This window comes from Streptomyces sp. Wb2n-11, assembly GCF_001049855.1.
Classification (GTDB): Bacteria; Actinomycetota; Actinomycetes; order Streptomycetales; family Streptomycetaceae; genus Streptomyces; species Streptomyces altiplanensis.
Window position 1 is genome coordinate 2,390,993 of sequence record NZ_CVPB01000001.1, and the last position, 16,909, is coordinate 2,407,901.

General features: G+C 70.8%; 14 protein-coding genes and 2 tRNA genes. 8 read left to right on the top strand and 8 right to left on the bottom strand.

Annotated elements, in window-relative coordinates; translation table 11 throughout:
• Positions 1–10: 10 nt before the first annotated feature.
• Positions 11–826, bottom strand: a complete 816-nt coding sequence (locus BN1555_RS10550) for an SOS response-associated peptidase (protein ID WP_093799137.1) — start codon at positions 824–826, stop codon at positions 11–13.
• A 48-nt stretch (positions 827–874) separates the two neighbouring features.
• On the opposite strand from BN1555_RS10550, the gene BN1555_RS10555 reads away from it, so the two are divergent.
• The 6 genes from BN1555_RS10555 to BN1555_RS10580 all read left to right on the top strand — a co-directional run bounded on the left by BN1555_RS10555 (position 875) and on the right by BN1555_RS10580 (position 6,208).
• On the top strand, positions 875–1,588 hold the full coding sequence (locus BN1555_RS10555) for a M50 family metallopeptidase (protein ID WP_093799138.1): 714 nt from the start codon (positions 875–877) through the stop codon (positions 1,586–1,588).
• Between the two features lie 128 nt (positions 1,589–1,716).
• Positions 1,717–3,060, top strand: coding sequence for a 3-phosphoshikimate 1-carboxyvinyltransferase (gene aroA, locus BN1555_RS10560; RefSeq protein ID WP_093799139.1), 1,344 nt, complete (start codon positions 1,717–1,719; stop codon positions 3,058–3,060).
• Between the two features lie 14 nt (positions 3,061–3,074).
• Positions 3,075–4,085 (top strand): ribosome small subunit-dependent GTPase A, encoded by a 1,011-nt coding sequence (gene rsgA, locus BN1555_RS10565; protein WP_093799140.1) that lies wholly within the window; start codon positions 3,075–3,077, stop codon positions 4,083–4,085.
• A gap of 93 nt (positions 4,086–4,178) precedes the next feature.
• Positions 4,179–4,502: a DMT family transporter gene (locus tag BN1555_RS10570; protein ID WP_069737525.1), complete on the top strand. Its 324-nt coding sequence runs from the start codon at positions 4,179–4,181 to the stop codon at positions 4,500–4,502.
• Between the two features lie 276 nt (positions 4,503–4,778).
• On the top strand, positions 4,779–5,573 hold the full coding sequence (hisN, locus tag BN1555_RS10575) for a histidinol-phosphatase (RefSeq protein WP_093799141.1): 795 nt from the start codon (positions 4,779–4,781) through the stop codon (positions 5,571–5,573).
• Positions 5,574–5,800: 227 nt separating this feature from the next.
• Positions 5,801–6,208 (top strand): CBS domain-containing protein, encoded by a 408-nt coding sequence (locus tag BN1555_RS10580; protein ID WP_093799142.1) that lies wholly within the window; start codon positions 5,801–5,803, stop codon positions 6,206–6,208.
• A 72-nt stretch (positions 6,209–6,280) separates the two neighbouring features.
• Here BN1555_RS10580 and BN1555_RS10585 read toward each other — a convergent pair whose 3' ends face one another.
• Entirely contained in the window at positions 6,281–7,750 is a 1,470-nt protein-coding gene (locus BN1555_RS10585) for a catalase (protein WP_093799143.1), read from the bottom strand.
• Positions 7,751–7,876: 126 nt separating this feature from the next.
• Between BN1555_RS10585 and BN1555_RS10590 the strand changes: the two genes are divergently transcribed.
• On the top strand, positions 7,877–8,293 hold the full coding sequence (locus tag BN1555_RS10590) for a Fur family transcriptional regulator (protein ID WP_093799144.1): 417 nt from the start codon (positions 7,877–7,879) through the stop codon (positions 8,291–8,293).
• Positions 8,294–8,444: 151 nt separating this feature from the next.
• On the opposite strand, the gene BN1555_RS10595 is transcribed toward BN1555_RS10590, so the two are convergent.
• The 4 genes from BN1555_RS10595 to BN1555_RS10610 all read right to left on the bottom strand — a co-directional run bounded on the left by BN1555_RS10595 (position 8,445) and on the right by BN1555_RS10610 (position 14,164).
• A tRNA-Met gene (locus BN1555_RS10595) sits at positions 8,445–8,518 on the bottom strand.
• A gap of 199 nt (positions 8,519–8,717) precedes the next feature.
• The gene (locus BN1555_RS10600; RefSeq protein WP_093799145.1) at positions 8,718–10,892 is read right to left on the bottom strand and encodes a tetratricopeptide repeat protein; all 2,175 of its coding nucleotides are present in this window, start codon (positions 10,890–10,892) and stop codon (positions 8,718–8,720) included.
• Between the two features lie 213 nt (positions 10,893–11,105).
• Positions 11,106–11,179 (bottom strand) — tRNA-Met (locus tag BN1555_RS10605).
• Positions 11,180–11,221: 42 nt separating this feature from the next.
• Positions 11,222–14,164: a UPF0182 family membrane protein gene (locus BN1555_RS10610; RefSeq protein ID WP_093799146.1), complete on the bottom strand. Its 2,943-nt coding sequence runs from the start codon at positions 14,162–14,164 to the stop codon at positions 11,222–11,224.
• Positions 14,165–14,291: 127 nt separating this feature from the next.
• Between BN1555_RS10610 and BN1555_RS10615 the strand changes: the two genes are divergently transcribed.
• Complete coding sequence (locus BN1555_RS10615; RefSeq protein ID WP_255305981.1) at positions 14,292–14,858, top strand: PPA1309 family protein; 567 nt, start codon at positions 14,292–14,294, stop codon at positions 14,856–14,858.
• A gap of 43 nt (positions 14,859–14,901) precedes the next feature.
• On the opposite strand, the gene BN1555_RS10620 is transcribed toward BN1555_RS10615, so the two are convergent.
• Both BN1555_RS10620 and BN1555_RS10625 read right to left on the bottom strand, forming a co-directional pair.
• On the bottom strand, positions 14,902–15,990 hold the full coding sequence (locus BN1555_RS10620; protein WP_093799148.1) for a YlbL family protein: 1,089 nt from the start codon (positions 15,988–15,990) through the stop codon (positions 14,902–14,904).
• A 408-nt stretch (positions 15,991–16,398) separates the two neighbouring features.
• Positions 16,399–16,860 carry a molybdenum cofactor biosynthesis protein MoaE gene (locus BN1555_RS10625; RefSeq protein WP_093803325.1) on the bottom strand — a complete coding sequence of 154 codons (462 nt, stop codon included), beginning with the start codon at positions 16,858–16,860 and terminating at the stop codon, positions 16,399–16,401.
• Positions 16,861–16,909: the final 49 nt, after the last annotated feature.

The following is a 16,909-nucleotide window of genomic DNA, read 5'->3' on the forward strand; positions in this document are numbered from 1 at the left end:
CCACGCCGCCTCAGAACAGCGTTTCCTCCTCCGGTGCCGCCAGTTCCTCCAGCAGCTCCGGACCGTTGTTGCGCACGCTGCTCACCGCCGTGCTCACCGGATACGCCCGCATCAGCCCGCCCGGCGGCGGCGCCAGCAGCGCCCGTACGTCCTCGACGTCCCTGCGGGCCGGGTCCAGCCACGCGTCCCACCGGTCCGGCGTCAGCATCAGCGGCATCCGGGGGTGGATGTCGGCCAGCGAGCCCGGTCCGGAGGCCGGCGCGACCGCCAGCGGCGACGTCTCCGCCTCGGTGGTGATGACCGAGCACGTCGCCCACCACGCCTGCGGGTGGTCGTCCGGCAGCGTCCGGTCGCGCCAGAACTCGTACAGCCCGGCCAGCGCCATGACCGACCCGTCCGCCGGGGTCACGAAGTACGGCTGCTTCCGCGGCCGCTTCTTCCTCCCCTGCTCCTCCAGCTGCCGCTCGTCCACGCCGGTGACCCACTCGTAGTAACCGTCGGCGGGAAGGATGCAGCGCCGGGAGACGAACGGCCGCCGGAACGACGGCTTCTCGTGCACCGTCTCCGCCCGCGCGTTGATCATCCGGGCCCCGCCGTCGGGCGACTTCGCCCATGAGGGCACGAGCCCCCATTTCAGCTTCCTCAACTGCCGAACCGGACGCTCGTCGCCCGCGTCCTTCACAGGACGCTCCAGTACCGCGTGGACCTCCTTCGTCGGAGCCACGTTCCAGTCCGGGGCGAGCGTCTCCTCGGGCTCCCACTTCTGCACATCGAAGAGCCCGACGAGTTCCTCGGCACTCCGGCTCGCTGCATACCGTCCGCACATAGATGCCACACTGCCACGACTTCCCGACTTCAAGGAGCCGCCCTGACCATGGACAGCACCCCTCTCGGCGATCTGTGGGACCGCCTCTCCGGTACGCAGCCCGATCCGGGGCAGTGGCTCGTGGCGGCCGCGGCCCTCCTCGCCCTGGCCGTCGTCGCCCCGCGTCCCGTGTGGCGCCTGTCGCGCAACGCCATCACCATCGCCCACGAGGGCGGCCACGGCCTGGTCGCCCTGCTCACGGGCCGCAGCCTCGACGGCATCCGCCTCCACTCCGACACGAGCGGCCTGACCGTGAGCCGGGGCAGGCCGACCGGCATCGGCATGATCCTGACGGCCGCCGCCGGCTACACCGCGCCCTCCCTCCTGGGCCTCGGCGGCGCCTGGCTGCTCGCCGCGGACCGCATCACGCTCTTCCTCTGGATAGCGACGGCCCTGCTGCTGGCGATGCTGGTGATGATCCGCAACGCGTACGGCGCCCTGACCGTGATCGCCACCGGCGCCGCCTTCCTCCTCGTCTCCTGGCTCACGGCCCCGGAGGTCCAGGCCGCCTTCGCGTACGCCGCCGTCTGGTTCATGCTCGTCGGCGGTGTCCGTCCCGCCTTCGAGCTCCAGTCCAAGCGCCGTCACGGCGGGGCCCCCGACTCGGACGCCGACCAGCTGTCGCGGCTCACGCACGTACCGGCCGTGGTGTGGCTGCTCTTCTTCCACACGGTGTCGGTCTGCGCCCTGCTGGGCGGCGGGCGCTGGCTGCTCGGCCTGTGACCGCGGCCGGGGTGACCGCGACCACGGGCCGTCACGCACCGCCAGCACACCACACCATCGAGTTACGCCCCGGTCCCAGGGCATTTGATCAAGATCCGGGCCCGCCGCGAGCCATTAAAGTGAAGGCCATGACCGAAAGCTCCGTGCACCCCGCCCTCTGGCCCGCACCCCACACCGGCGAAGCCGTCGACGCGACCGTCACCGTGCCCGGATCGAAATCGGTCACCAACCGCGCTCTCGTCCTGGCCTCCCTCGCCGCCGAACCCGGCTGGCTGCGCCGTCCGCTGCGCTCCCGCGACACCCTGCTGATGGCCGACGCGCTGCGCGCGATGGGCGTCGGCATCGAGGAGACCGTGTCGTCCAGCTCGTCCGCCACGGGTGAGCTCGACGGCTCCGGCGAGGCCTGGCGCGTGATCCCGGCGGGGCTGCACGGCCCGGCCGCGATCGACGTCGGCAACGCGGGCACCGTGATGCGCTTCCTGCCGCCCGTCGCGGCGCTCGCCGACGGCCCCGTCCGTTTCGACGGCGACCCCCGTTCGTACGAACGCCCGCTCGGCGCCGTCATCGACGCGCTGCGCACCCTCGGCGCCCGTATCGACGACGACGGCCGCGGCGCGCTCCCGCTGACCGTGCACGGCAACGGCGCGCTGGACGGCGGCCCGGTCGAGATCGACGCGTCCTCGTCCTCGCAGTTCGTCAGCGCGCTCCTGCTGTCCGCCCCGCACTTCAACCAGGGCGTGGAGGTGCGCCACACCGGCGCCACCCTCCCCTCCATGCCGCACATCCTGATGACCGTCGACATGCTGCGCGCGGTCGGCGCCCAGGTGGACACCCCCGAGTCCGGCGGCGAGCCCAACGTGTGGCGGGTCTCCCCCGGCGCTCTGCTCGGCCGCGACCTGACCGTCGAGCCCGACCTCTCCAACGCGCAGCCGTTCCTCGCCGCCGCCCTGATCACCGGCGGGCGGGTCACCATCCCCGACTGGCCCGAGCGCACCACCCAGCCGGGCGACGCGCTGCGCGAGATCTTCACCGCGATGGGCGGCTCCTGCGAGCTCACCGAGCAGGGCCTGACCTTCACCGGTACCGGCACGGTCCACGGCATCGACGTGGACCTCGGTGACGTCGGCGAGCTCACGCCGGGCATCGCGGCGGTCGCCGCCCTGGCCGACTCCGAGTCCGTACTGCGCGGTGTCGCACATCTGCGGCTGCACGAGACCGACCGGCTGGCCGCCCTCACCCGGGAGATCAACGCGCTCGGCGGCGATGTCACCGAGACCGAGGACGGCCTGCGCATCCGGCCGCGCCGCCTGCACGGCGGGACCTTCCACACGTACCACGACCACCGCATGGCGACCGCGGGCGCGATCATCGGCCTCGCGGTCAAGGACGTGCTGATCGAGAACGTGGCGACCACCGCCAAGACACTGCCCGACTTCCCGCAGATGTGGACCGGAATGCTCGACGGAAACTGACGGGGCCTGACGACATGCGCCGCTACGGCAAGAACCCCGACGAGGACGACATCCGGATCCGCCCCAACCGCAAGGGCAACCGACCTCGCACCCACACCCGCCCCAAGCACGAGGACGCCGTCGAGGGCTTCGTCCTGACCGTCGACCGGGGCCGCATCACCTGCCTCGTCGAGGACCGCACGGTGGTCGCGATGAAGGCCCGCGAGCTGGGCCGCAAGTCCGTCGTCGTGGGCGACCGGGTCGCCATCGTCGGCGACCTGACGGGCGACAAGGACACCCTGGCCCGCATCGTCCGCGTCGAACCGCGCCGCTCGGTGCTGCGCCGTACCGCCGACGACGACGATCCGTTCGAGCGGGTGGTCGTCGCCAACGCCGACCAGCTGGCGATCGTCACGGCCCTGGCCGACCCCGAGCCGCGCCCGCGCATGATCGACCGCTGCCTGGTGGCGGCGTACGACGCCGGGCTGGACCCGCTCCTGGTGCTGACCAAGTCGGACCTGGCGCCCGCGGACCAGCTGCTGGCCTCCTACCGTCCCCTCGGTGTCCCGTACCTCGTGACCAGCCGCGAGGAGCTGGAGAGCGGGGCGGCGACCGAACTGGTCCGCAAGCACCTGGAGGACAAGGTGACGGCGTTCGTGGGCCACTCGGGCGTCGGCAAGACGACCCTGGTCAACACGCTCGTACCGGAGGAGCGGCGGCGTACGACCGGCCATGTCAACGCGGTCACGGGCCGCGGCCGGCACACCACCACCTCGGCGCTCGCCCTGCCGCTCACGGGCGTGCGCGGCTGGGTGATCGACACGCCCGGCGTCCGGTCCTTCGGGCTGAACCACGTGGATCCGTCGCGCGTCATCCTCGCCTTCCCGGACCTGGAACCGGGGACGGAGGCCTGCCCGCGCGGCTGCAGCCACGACGAACCGGAGTGCGCACTGGACCAGTGGGTGGCCGACGGCCACGCCGATCCGGCCAGGCTGGACTCGCTGCGGCGGCTGCTCGCGACGCGGGAGCGGCGCGAGGGCGACTGACCGGACGCGCCGCGTTTACCGCTGCCGGCCCCCGGTAAGGGCATACTCGCACCAAGCGCGACGAAGCGGTCACCGACGCGGGAGGAACCGGCCATGGCGTGGCTGCTGGTGGTGGTGGCGGGGCTCCTGGAGACCGGCTTCGCGGTGTGCCTGAAGCTGTCCCACGGCTTCACCCGGCTGTGGCCCACGATCGCCTTCGCCGCGTTCGCGCTGGGCAGTTTCGGGCTGCTGACGCTCGCGCTGAAGAAACTCGACGTGGGGCCCGCGTACGCGGTGTGGACCGGCATCGGAGCCGCGGGCACCGCGATCTACGGGATGGTCTTCCTCGGCGATGTGGTCTCGACGCTGAAGCTCGTCTCGATCTCGCTGGTGATCATCGGCGTCATCGGACTCCAGCTCTCGGGCTCGGCCCACTGAGACCCGGCCCGCCGGGAGCGGTCCGCAGCAGCCGCGCGAAGTCTTCCCCGGCCGCCGCGGAAGCGGCTTCCGGCGAGGCTTCTCGCGCTGCGGGCATCGCGCCGCCTCCCGGCCGGAGGCTCCGGGCCGTACGGCTGTTCCGGTCCCAGGGCGGGCGCGCCGCCGGGTCCTGTCAGCACCGTCCATGGCCCGCGCGCCGCCGTATACGGACAGGGGAGCGCGCCCGTACTCCGGGACCGTGTGGTTTGCGAAGAACGTGGTCGATACTGTTCGGTCATGCCCGACTATCACGATGATCTGCGCTTCGCCCATGTCCTCGCGGACGCCGCGGACGCCACGACGATGGAGCGCTTCAAGGCTCTGGATCTCAAGGTCGAGACCAAGCCGGACATGACTCCGGTGACGGAGGCCGACAAGGCCGCCGAGGAGCTGATCCGCAGCCACCTGCACCGCGGCAGGCCGCGCGACGCCGTCCTGGGCGAGGAGTACGGGCTGCAGGGCTCGGGCCCGCGCCGCTGGGTGGTCGATCCGATCGACGGCACCAAGAACTACGTGCGCGGCGTACCGGTCTGGGCGACGCTGATCTCGCTCATGGAGGCCGGCGAGAACGGCTTCCAGCCCGTGATGGGCGTGGTCTCCGCGCCCGCGCTGGGCCGTCGCTGGTGGGCGGCGAAGGGCGGCGGCGCGTACACCGGGCGCAGCCTCACCTCGGCGACGCGGCTCCACGTCTCCAAGGTCGACCGGATCGAGAACGCGTCCTTCGCGTACTCCTCGCTCAGCGGCTGGGAGGAGCAGGGGCGCCTCGACGGCTTCCTGGACCTGACCCGCGCCTGCTGGCGGACGCGCGGGTACGGCGATTTCTGGCCGTACATGATGGTCGCCGAGGGGGCGGTGGACATCTGCGCGGAGCCGGAGCTCTCGCTCTGGGACATGGCCGCGAACGCGATCATCGTCCAGGAGGCGGGTGGTGTCTTCACCAGCCTCGACGGTGTGACGGGGCCCCACGGCGGCAACGCGGCGGCGTCCAACGGCCTGCTCCACGAGAAGATGCTGGGCTACCTCCGCGGGTAGCGCGCCCCGCAGGGAAGTACGACATCTGGCGTACTTCGCCACAGGCCTCACGACCCTCACAGCCCTCACAGGACCGGCGCGCGAGGGCGTGTGACCGCGCGGCGCGCCCTCCCACGCCCTCTTGTCGACGCCCCGCCCGGCTGCCACTCTGAGAACCCCCCACTTGTGAACTTGTGAATCGTTTCTCACAAGGCGTGGGCCCGCTTCGCCCAGGAGGTGGCTCCTTCATGCTCGTCCGTGACGCCATGAGCACGGTGGTCCTCACCGTCGGTCCCGCCCACACACTCCGCCAGGCAGCCCGGCTGATGGCGGAGCGCCGTGTCGGGGCGGCCGTCGTCCTCGACACCGACGCCGACGGACTCGGCATCCTGACCGAACGCGACATCCTCGTCTCCGTCGGGTCGGGCCAGGACCCCGACCTCGAAACGGCCGGCACCCACACCACCACCGACGTCGTCTTCGCCGCACCCTCCTGGACGCTGGAGGAGGCCGCGCAGGCCATGGCGCACGGCGGCTTCCGGCACCTGATCGTGCTGGACGGCAACGGCCCCGTGGGCGTCGTCTCCGTGCGCGACATCATCCGCTGCTGGGCACCGGCCCGGAAACAGCCGCAACCGGCCGCGCTGGCGAGCTGAGCAGCCGAGTACGCGAGAGGGCCGGATCCCCCTCGGGGAATCCGGCCCTCCGCCTACGACAAGCGGTCCGTACTAGCCGCGCAGGGCCTGGACCGCGGCTTCCAGCCGCTTGCCGAAGTCACCGTCGGCCTGACGGAAGTTGTTGATCGCGCGCTCCGCGATGTCGTCGCGCGACACCTGGGAGATGAACTGGGCCAGGTTGTCGACCAGCCGGCCCTTCTCGTCCTCGGACATCAGGCGGTAGAGGTTGCCCGCCTGGACGAAGTCGTCGTCCTCGGCGTGGCGCGGAGCCTCGTGGTTGCCCGTGGCGCCCTCGACGGGGACGGGCTGCCACAGCGGCCTGTCCGTCTGGGACGGGCCGCCGAAGCTGTTGGGCTCGTAGTTCTTCGCGCCGTTGTGGCGGCCGTCGTACAGGTAGCCGTCACGGGAGTTCGTCCGCGCCTCGGTGGCGTGCGGGCGGTTCACCGGCAGGTGGTCGGCGTTGATGCCGACGCGGTAGCGGTGGGCGTCGCCGTACGCGAAGAGACGGCCCTGGAGCATCTTGTCGGGCGAGGGGCCTATGCCCGGCACGAAGTGCGCGGGGCTGAAGATCGACTGCTCGACCTCGGCGAAGATGTTCTGCGGGTTGCGGTTGAGCTCCAGCTTGCCGATCTCGATCGGCGGGTAGTCCGCGTGCGGCCAGACCTTGGTCAGGTCGAACGGGTTGAAGCGGTACGTCGCCGCCTCGGCCGCCGGCATGATCTGCACCTGCACGGTCCAGGACGGGAACTCACCGCGCTCGATGGCCTCGCGCAGGTCGCGCTGGTGCGAGTCGGGGTCGACGCCGGAGAGGCGGTTGGCCTCGTCGGTGGTGAGGTTCTTGATGCCCTGGTCGGTCTTGAAGTGGTACTTGACCCAGAAGACCTCGCCGGCCTCGTTGTTCCACTGGTACGTGTGCGAGCCGTACCCGTTCATGTGGCGCAGCGTCGCCGGGATGCCGCGGTCACCGAACAGCCAGGTCACCTGGTGCGTCGACTCGGGGCTCAGGCCCCAGAAGTCCCACACGTTGTCGGCTTCCTGCGAACCGGTGTACGGGTCGCGCTTCTGGGTGTGGATGAAGTCGGGGAACTTGATGGCGTCCTTGATGAAGAAGACGGGCGTGTTGTTCCCGACGAGGTCGTAGTTCCCCTCCTCCGTGTAGAACTTCAGCGCGAAGCCACGGGGGTCGCGCACGGCGTCCGCGGAGCCGAGGTTGCCCGCGACCGTCGAGAAGCGCAGGAAGGTCTCGGTCTGCTTGCCGACCTCGGAGAGGAACTTCGCACGCGTCCACTGCGAGACGTCGCGGGTCACCGTGAAGGTGCCGTACGCGCCGGCGCCGCGCGCGTGCACGACGCGCTCCGGGATGCGCTCACGGTTGAAGTGCGCGAGCTTTTCGAGCAGTGCCTGATCCTGAACCAGGACCGGCCCCCCGACGCCCGCGGTCTCACTGTTCTGGTTGTCGGCTACCGGCGCGCCGGCCTCCGTAGTGAGCGGTCCCTGCGTCACGTGCGCCTCCTGCGTCATACCTGCAAGTCCTGTCCCTTGGCGTTTGCCGTTGTCGATCCTACAATGGACTTTGTCTAAGTCAAGCAAACATCCAAAGTCACACCCGTTCGGGACCTGGGTCCCACCACTGTTAGGCTGGACCTCATGAGTGACCTGTTGGAACGACTGCGCGGACGCGGCTGGCGCATGACTGCTCAGCGGCGCGTCGTGGCCGAAGTCCTCGACGGGGACCACATGCACCTCACCGCCGACGAGGTGCACGCGCGCGCTGTGGCCAAGCTGCCGGAGATCTCCCGGGCGACCGTCTACAACACCCTGGGCGAGATGGTGTCCCTCGGTGAAGTGGTCGAGGTGTCCACGGACCGCCGGGCGAAGCGGTACGACCCGAACGCGCACCGACCGCACCAGCACCTGGTGTGCGCGCAGTGCGGCGCCATCCGCGACGTGCACCCGACGGGCAATCCGCTCACTGATCTGCCGGACTCCGAGCGCTTCGGCTTCACCGTCTCGGACGTAGAGGTCACCTACCGGGGCACCTGCCCCAACTGCGCCTCCGCCTGACACCGGCGGCCGAAGGGCCCGGCACCGGAATCCGGTGCCGGGCCCTTCGGCCGTTCACGCGTGCGCCCGCACATGCCCTGTACGCCCGTGCACGACGTACGCCGAAGGCCCGGATCTCTTTCGAGATCCGGGCCTTCGGCTACCTCTTCAGTAGCGGGGACAGGATTTGAACCTGCGACCTCTGGGTTATGAGCCCAGCGAGCTACCGAGCTGCTCCACCCCGCGTCGGTAAACACGACTGTACGTCGCCCCGCCGACCAGCGCAAATCCGTTCCCGTACGAGGCGGTCGCGCGATCCGGTCGCGCGGGCCGGTCGTGCGGGCCGGTCGTGCGGGCCGGTCGTGCGGGCCGGTCGTGCGGGCCGGTCGTGCGGGCCGGTCGTGCGAGGTGGCGAAACGATCCGCCCGCCGCCGACCGGGCCCGGCTAGGCGGTGAGTTCCTGGTGCAGCGCCTCACGCAGCCGCGCCGCGCGCTCGGCGACCTCGGCGGGCCCGAGCTCCACCGCCCGCTCGCACCACCGCTCGCCCTCGTCCAGCTCTCCGTGGCGGGCGGCGAGCAGCGCGAGGCGCAGCGCGGCGCGGCCGTGGCCGGCGTGCGCGGCGCGCGACCACCACAGGGCGGCCTCCGGCTCGCTGCCCTCGCGGGCGAGCAGCAGCCCGAGGTTGAAGGCGCCGTTGCGGCTGCCCGCCTCGGCGGCCTCCCGGTACCAGCGCGCGGCGCCCTCAAGGTCGCCGCGGCCCGCGGCGAGCATGCCGACGCGCACCTGGGCGCGGCGGTGGCCCTGCTCGGCGGCCCGCTCGTACCACTCCTCGCACTCGGACTTCTCGTTCAGCGCCTCGCCGAGGGCGGGCGGGCCCGCGGGGGGCTGCCGGCGGTCGAGCAGGGTGGCGAGGCGGAAGGCCGCTTCGGCGCTGCCGCCGCCCGCGGCGCAGCGCAGATGGCGCTCGGCCTCCTGCTCCTCACCGTCCCGCAGCAGGGCGATGCCGACCTGGAGTGCGGCCTCCGTGTGCCCGGCGGCGGCCGCGCGCTCGTACCAGACGAAGGCCGTACGGTCGTCGTCGCGACCCGCGTAGAGGATGCCGAGGTTGAAGGCGGCGTCGACGCTGCCGGCCTCGGCGGCCTTGGAGAACCACGGCTCGGCGCCGGCCGCGTCGCCGCCCTGGAGCAGCAGGATGGCCAGCGCGTTGGCGGCCTCGCGGTGGCCCGTGTAGGCGGCGCGGCGGTACCACTGGTCGGCCTGGGCGGTACGGCCCTGGGCGGCGCACAGCAGCCCGAGGTTGTACGCCCCGTTCACGTCACCGGCGTCCAGGGCCGCGCGGTACCACCGCTCGGCGGTCTGCTGCTCACCGCGGGCGGCGTGCAGGGCGCCCAGCGCGTTGGCGGCGTTGCCGTCACCGTCCTGGGCGGCGCGCAGCCACCACACGGCGGCGCTGTCCTCGTCGCCCGCGTCGCGCAGCAGGAAGCCCAGCGCGCAGGCGGCCCGGGGCTCGCCGTCCTTCGCGGAGGTCAGGTACCAGCGCCCGGCCTCCTTGAGCTCGCCGCGCTCCTCCAGGATGGCGCCGAGGTGCAGGGCGGCACGCCGGTGCCCGCGCGCGGCGGCCTGCCGGTACCACTGCTCGGCCTCCACGGCGGGGTCGAGTCCCCCGGCGCCGCTCACGGCGTGCCGGGTGCCCGTACCGGACGGCCCCGCGCCGGGGTGCCCGCGGCTGGGCCGACCGGTGCCGGTGTGGGCGGGCGCCGTACCGGTGCCGGGGAGGCGGGTGCCCGTGCCGGGGAGGCGGGTGCCCGTGCCGGGGAGGCGGGTGCCCGTGCCGGGGAGGCGGGTGCCCGTGCCGGGGAGGCGGGTGCCCGTGCCGAAGTCGAGGAAGCCGGTGGCCAGGGCGGCTCCGGTGTCGGGGCCGCCGGGCCGACGGAGGTCCGTGCGGCCGGTGGCGGGAGCCGTGCCCGTGTGCGGCCCGCCCGCGCCCGTACGCGGGTCCGTGCCGCCCGGCACCGTGCCGGAGTCGGCCGCGCCGGCGTGCGCCTCCGCGGTGGCGCGGCGGTCCAGGGTGCGGGCGAGGCGGTACGCAGCCTCGCGGTGCCCCTGCTCGGCGGCGGCGCGCAGCCAGCGCTCGGCGCCCACGTCGCTGCGGTGCTCCAGGAGGTCTGCGAGGGCGTACGCCCCCAGCGCGTGCCCCTGCTCGGCGGACTGGCGCAGCCAGTACTCCGCGGCGGGCTCGTCGCCGCGCTCGCGGTAGTGGCGGCCGAGGGCGTGCGCGGCGGCCGCGGAGCCGGCCACGGCGGCGATGCGCCACCAGCCGGCCGCCTCGTCGGCGTACCCGCGCTGATGGAGGAGGACTCCCAGGTTGTTGGCGGCGGCGCGGTCGCCCTCGGCGGTCGCGGCGCGCAGGTAGGGCTCGGCGCCGTCGAGGTCGCCGCGGCGCAGCAGCAGCGAACCGAGCACGCTCATGGCCTCGGTGTCGCCGTTCTCGGCGGCGCTCCGGTGCCGCGCCTCGTACTCGGCCTCGGCGGTGTCCACGGTGTCAACAGCGTGCTCTTGGTGTCGCTGCACAAACCGCCCTGTCTCCAACAGAGTTGTCCTGTCCCCCATAAAAACCATCGTCGCACCACCCGTAACCCGCGTACACCTGGTATACCGCAGCCAGTGAGGTCACTTCAGCGTTTTGTCGACATGCCCACAGAGAGACACTTCAAACGCCTTGCCCCCAACTCTCCCCGCCAGAACAACGGTTCGCACGGGTCCACGGAGGCCCGGACACACGACGAGGGCCCGGATCTCGAAAGAGATCCGGGCCCTCGTCTTCTTCTTCAGTAGCGGGGACAGGATTTGAACCTGCGACCTCTGGGTTATGAGCCCAGCGAGCTACCGAGCTGCTCCACCCCGCGCCGTTGTGTTCAAACAGTACCACGGCGCGGGGACGTCCCTGCTCAGCTGCCCTTCTGGTCGCCCTTCTCGTCCTTCTCCGCCTCGGTGCCGGGCTTGTCGCCGGGCTTGGCCCCGGCGCCCGGACTGGCCGGCGCCTCGGCCTCCGCCCCGGCGTCGGCGGCCCGCTGCAGCGCGTCCTGGAGCTTCTCCTGCGCCTCGCCGTATGCGGTCCAGTCCTGCTCCTTCAGCGCCTCCTCGCCCTCGTCGTACGCCTCCTGGGCGTCCTCGATGGCCTTCTGGAGCGAATCGTCGCCGTCGGACGGGGGCCTGGTGGTGTCGTCCTCACCGTCACCCGGCGGCGGAGGCGTTTCGCCCTCCTCGCCGAAGACGGCGTTCAGCGCCTCACCGAGCGTGTTCTTGAAGACGGTCTCCCTGCCGTACGAGACGGCGACCTTCTTCAGGAGCGGGTAGGCGTTGTTGCCCTGGGCGTACACCGGCTCGACGTACAGGAAGCCGTCGTTCAGCGGGATCGTCAGCAGGTTGCCGTACTCGATGTCCGAGTTGGCGCCCTTCATGTTCCTGACGAACTCGGCCACCTCGGCGTTGCTGTTGAGCCGGTTCTGCACCTGTTGCGGTCCGGGTACGTCGCCCGTGACTCTCAACAGCCTTATCGTGCCGTAGTCCTTGCTCGACGCGTCGGCGTCGACTGCCATGAACGCACCGAGGTTCGGGCGTCCGTTGGGGGTGAACGTCGTCGTCAGCGAGAACTTCCGGTCCTGCTCCTGCGGCATCTTCAGGCTCAGGTAGTACGGCGGCACCGAGCTCTTCTCGCCGGTCGTCGGGTCGTCCGGCACCTGCCACGCGTCACTGCCGCTGTAGAACTGCGACGGGCTCTCGACGTGGTAACGGGTGAGCAGCTCGCGCTGCACCTTGAAGAGGTCCTGCGGGTAGCGCAGGTGCTCCATCAGCGCCGGGGCGATCTCGCCCTTCGCCTTCACCGTGCCCGGGAACGCCTTCATCCAGGTCTTGAGGACGGGGTCCTCGGTGTCCCACTGGTACAGCTTGACCGTGCCGTCGTACGCGTCGACGGTGGCCTTCACCGAGTTGCGGATGTAGTTGACCTGGTTCTGCTGGGCGATCACCGCGCGCTGGCTGTCGGTCTGCGACAGCGAGTCGGCCGTCGTGTCCCCCAGCGTCGTGCGTGAGGCGTAGGGGTAGCCGTTGGTGGTGGTGTACGCGTCGACGATCCACTGGATGCGTCCGTTCACGACCGCCGGGTAGGCGTCGCCGTCGAGGGACAGCCAGGGCGCGACCGCCTCGACGCGCTCCTTGGGCGTGCGGTTGTACAGGATCCGCGAGCCCTCGCCGATGGCTCCCGAGTAGAGGATCTGCGGCTCGCTGAAGGCCGCGGCGTACGCGGCGCGGTTCAGCGGGTTCGACAGGTTGACCCCGCTCTTGCCCTCGTAGCTCGTGGTCTTGGTGGGCTCGCCGTTCTTCTCGTAGTCGAGCTCCTTCTGCGGGCCGCCCACGATCGAGTACTGCTCGGTCTTCTCGCCGTAGTAGATCCGCTGCTCGTACTCGCCGAGCATGCCCTGGGACGGCAGGCCGGACTCGACGAAGTCCGGGGCACCCTCGGTGTCCGGCTTGACGGCGGTGCCCCTGGCGGCGACCACGCCGTATCCGTGGGTGTACGTGAAGTGGTCGTTGATCCAGTTGCGCTTGGGGATGCCCTTGAGGTCGAGCTCGCGCAGACCGACGACCGTGTCCTGGCCCTTGTACCGGTCCACGTCCAGCGTCGTGGGGAACTGGTAGTACTTACGCTCCTGCTGGAGCTGGTCGAAGGTCGGCGGGACGACGTTCGGGTCGATCAGCCGGTAGCTGGCCGCCGTGTCGGCGTCCTTGCGCAGCTGGACGTTGTCCTTGCTGTCGCCGACGCCCTGGTAGTCGTCCACCTTCGCGTCGTCGATGTCGTACGCCTCACGCGTCGCGTCGATGTTCTTCTTGATGTACGGCGCTTCCTTGGCCTGCTCGTTCGGCTGGACCTGGAACTTCTGCACGATCGCCGGGTAGAGCCCGCCGATGAGGATCGCCGAGAGCACCATCAGACCGAAGCCGATGACGGGCAGCTGCCAGGTACGGCGCCACAGCGTCGCGAAGAACAGCAGCGCGCAGATGACGGCGATGCAGAAGAGGATCGTCTTCGCCGGCAGGTAGGCGTTCGCGTCGACGTACCGCAGGCCGGCCCAGTTGCCCGTGGCCTTGAAGTCACTGGACTTCACCGCCAGGCCGTACCGGTCGAGCCAGTACGCGACGGCCTTGAGCGCCACGAAGAGACCGAGCAGCACCGACAGGTGGCCGGTCGCCGCGGCGGTCGCCCTGGCCCCCGGGCTGGTGACGCGCAGACCGCCGTACAGGTAGTGCACCAGCGCGGCGGCGATCAGGGACAGCACGGTGGCCGCGAAGCCGAAGCCGAGCAGGAAGCGGTACCAGGGCAGGTCGAACGCGAAGAACGACACGTCCAGCTGGAACTGCGGGTCCTTCTGTCCGAAGGAGACACCGTTGACCCACATCAGCCACGTGCGCCACTGACCGGACGCGGACGCTCCGGCGATCAGCCCGACCAGGGCGGTGACCGCGAGGAGCACCCACTTCTTGTACGGGGCCACGCCCATCCGGTAGCGGTCCAGGTTCTGCTGCTCCAGCGACATCGCGCTCAGCGGCGGCCTGAGCCGGTGCGCGAGCCAGATGTTCACGCCGACGGCCAGGGCCATCAGCAGGCCGAAGACGGCAAAGAGCCCGATCTTGGTCCACAGGGTGGTGGTGAAAACGGACGAGTATCTGACCGAGCGGTACCAGAGCCAGTCCGTCCAGAACCCGGCGAACATGACGAACGCCATGGCCAGCACGGCCAGGACGCCCAAGGTCATGAGCAGGGTCCTGGAACGCCGGGAGGGCCGGCCGACTCTGATCCGTGGCCCTGTCGGGCCTCCGCCGCGGTCCGGCATCTGGAAAGCCAAGGTGCGCACCTCGAAAGTTCGCTGTCGTAGGAGCAGGCTCCGCGATCGTAGAGCCCACTCATGCAACTTACTGAAGCTTTACTCAGTTCCCGCTTTGGGGTCCGAAGGAGGCAGGATGTCAAGCATGTCCAACGTTTCCCCTTCCGGGCCCCCCATGGCCACGAGCCCGCTCACCCGCGCCGTGCTCGAAATCGACGAATACACCTCCGGCCTCGGCTGGGACCAGCCCGCCAGGCTGTTCGCCCTCGTCGACACCGCCCAGCTGCGTGCTCAGGAGCCGGGCCTCGCCGCCCAGCTCGGCCTCGCCGACGGTGAGTCGACGGCCACGCTCACACCCGTCGAGCAGGAAGAAATCCCGGCGGGCACCGCGCTCGACGAGTTCCTCGCCACGATCGCCTGGCCCGACGCCGTGGCCGGCTGCGCGCTGACGGTGGAGCGGCTGATGCTGCCGCCGTCTGCCGAGACGTCCGTACCCGAAGGGCTGAACGAGGCCCAGCTGGCGAAGTGGGTCGCGAAGCACCCGGACCGTCAGGAGGTCCGCATGACGGTGGCCGTGCTGCGCGACGGCGCGCGCGAGTCCGCGCTGCGGCTGCGGGAGAAGGACTCCCCGACCGAGGTGCTCACCGGCTCCATGCTCGTCCCCGGTCTCGCCGAGGCCCTGGCCGCGACCTTCGAGGCGTAGGCGCCGCAAGGCGTCACCGTCCTCTCCCCCGGGGGCACGGCCGTCAGCCCGTAGTGCACTGCGGCAGGCCGGCCGTGTCCCCGTCGGCGATCTTCTCCAACGACTTCTTCGCGTCGTCGATCGTCTTGACCTTCACCAGGGTGAGGCCGTCGGGGATGTCCGAGACGGCGGACGCGCAGTTCTCGCTGGGTGTCAGGAAGTACTCGGCGCCCGCGTTGCGCGCGCCGACGGTCTTCATCTCGATGCCGCCGATCGGGCCGACCTTGCCGTCCTCGTCGATCGTGCCGGTGCCCGCCACGAACTTCCCGCCGGTCAGGTCGCCGGGCGTGAGCTTGTCGACGATGCCGAGCGAGAACATCAGGCCCGCGCTGGGGCCGCCGACGTCCGCCAGCTTGATGTCGATGTCGAACGGGAAGGTGTGGTCGGGGCCCGCCTGGATGCCGACGATCGCGCGGTCGTCGTCATCGGCCTTCTCCGTGGTGATGACGACGTCCTCGCTGCCCGTCGGCTCCTTGCCCGCCTTCTCCGCCGCGACCGCCTCCTTGGCCGGGACGACCGTGAAGACGACCTTCTCCGTGGGCTTGTGCCGGGTGACGAGCTCGGCGACGTCCCCGGGGGCCTTGACGGCCGTGCCGTCCACGGCCTTGATGACGTCGCCCGCGTGCAGCTTGCTCTCGGCGGGGCTGTTCTTGAGAACGGTGGAGACCACGACCCGCGTCTTCACCGGAATGCCCAGTTCCCTCAGCGCCGCGGTCTTGGCGGTCTCCTGGGACTGGCTGAACTCCTCGGCGTTCTCCTGGGTCGACTGCTCTTCCGTCTTGCCGTCCGGGTAGAGCGTGTCGTGCGGTACCACCACACTGTCGTGCGCCAGCCAGCCGTAGACCGCCTCGACGAGGTTCATCCGGTAGTCCGCGCCGGTGACTCTGACCGTCGTCATGTTGAGATGGCCGGTCGTCGGGTATGTCTTGTGACCGGAGATCTGCAGTACCGGCTCGCCGTCCGCCTCACCGAGGGTGTTCACCGTCGGGCCGGGGGACATCTCGGAGTACGGAGGAGTGATGAGGACGCCCGCGCACAGCAGCGCGATCATGATGAGGGTGGAGGCGAGCATCGTCGCTGTGCGGCGTGGCATGGAACGACAGTACGGGACAGGCCTGTCAGTACACCGCTGGGGCCGGTCCGTACGGGGCCGCCGGGCCCGGACGTACGGGCGGGGCCGCTTCACGGGGTCTCAGGCGGCGTCGGAGCCGGGAGGGGACTTCTCCATCGCCTCACGGAACCGGGCGTAGCCGGCGAGTTCCGAGACGTCACCGGCTGTTCGACTACGCGTTGCCCAGGTTCCCCATATCGAAGCGCCAAGTGCGGCGAACAGCGGAATCAGCAACCACGCGAGTGCCGCCATCCCGACCTCCCGACCCCAGGGACCGACCGCTATCGACCGATCAGCAGATTAACCACCGGTCAGTCCAACGCTCACGGCAGGGGCCCGGTTACGCAAATCGGGGCGCATGAACGCTCCCCAGGTTTCAACGGGGATCCGTCAGCACGCTCCGACCCACTCCTCCGTTCCGTCGGAGAACGTCTGGTGCTTCCAGATCGGCACTTCGTGCTTGAGATCGTCGATCAGCCTGCGGCACGCCTCGAACGCCTCGCCCCGGTGCGGGCAGGAGACCGCCACGACGACCGCGAGGTCACCGACTTCCAGGTCACCCACACGGTGGACGGCCGCCAGTGCGCGCACGGGGAAATCCACAGCGACCTTTTCGGCCACCCGGCGTAGCTCGTCCTGGGCCGAGGGGTGACAGGAGTAGCCGAGCCGGTCGACGTCGGCGCCCCCGTCGTGGTTGCGCACGGTGCCGACGAACAGCGCCGTTCCGCCCGCGGCGTCGTCGCCCACGGCGGCGAAGACCTCGTCGACGGAGAGCGGGGTGTCGCGGATCGCCAGCAGCCGGATGGGGTCCTGCGCCGCCTGCTCGCCCGGGTGGGGGTACGTACCTGCCATGGCGCCCATCGTGCCGTACCGCACCGGCATTGCGGAATAGCGCTTTCGA

Coding starts and splice junctions, on each gene's coding strand:
- BN1555_RS10550 (WP_093799137.1), bottom strand. CDS start 826: ATGTGCGGACGGTATGCAGCGAGCCGGAGTGCCGAGGAACTCGTCGGG.
- BN1555_RS10555 (WP_093799138.1), top strand. CDS start 875: ATGGACAGCACCCCTCTCGGCGATCTGTGGGACCGCCTCTCCGGTACG.
- aroA (WP_093799139.1), top strand. CDS start 1,717: ATGACCGAAAGCTCCGTGCACCCCGCCCTCTGGCCCGCACCCCACACC.
- rsgA (WP_093799140.1), top strand. CDS start 3,075: ATGCGCCGCTACGGCAAGAACCCCGACGAGGACGACATCCGGATCCGC.
- BN1555_RS10570 (WP_069737525.1), top strand. CDS start 4,179: ATGGCGTGGCTGCTGGTGGTGGTGGCGGGGCTCCTGGAGACCGGCTTC.
- hisN (WP_093799141.1), top strand. CDS start 4,779: ATGCCCGACTATCACGATGATCTGCGCTTCGCCCATGTCCTCGCGGAC.
- BN1555_RS10580 (WP_093799142.1), top strand. CDS start 5,801: ATGCTCGTCCGTGACGCCATGAGCACGGTGGTCCTCACCGTCGGTCCC.
- BN1555_RS10585 (WP_093799143.1), bottom strand. CDS start 7,750: ATGACGCAGGAGGCGCACGTGACGCAGGGACCGCTCACTACGGAGGCC.
- BN1555_RS10590 (WP_093799144.1), top strand. CDS start 7,877: ATGAGTGACCTGTTGGAACGACTGCGCGGACGCGGCTGGCGCATGACT.
- BN1555_RS10600 (WP_093799145.1), bottom strand. CDS start 10,892: ATGGTTTTTATGGGGGACAGGACAACTCTGTTGGAGACAGGGCGGTTT.
- BN1555_RS10610 (WP_093799146.1), bottom strand. CDS start 14,164: ATGCCGGACCGCGGCGGAGGCCCGACAGGGCCACGGATCAGAGTCGGC.
- BN1555_RS10615 (WP_255305981.1), top strand. CDS start 14,292: ATGTCAAGCATGTCCAACGTTTCCCCTTCCGGGCCCCCCATGGCCACG.
- BN1555_RS10620 (WP_093799148.1), bottom strand. CDS start 15,990: ATGCCACGCCGCACAGCGACGATGCTCGCCTCCACCCTCATCATGATC.
- BN1555_RS10625 (WP_093803325.1), bottom strand. CDS start 16,860: ATGGCAGGTACGTACCCCCACCCGGGCGAGCAGGCGGCGCAGGACCCC.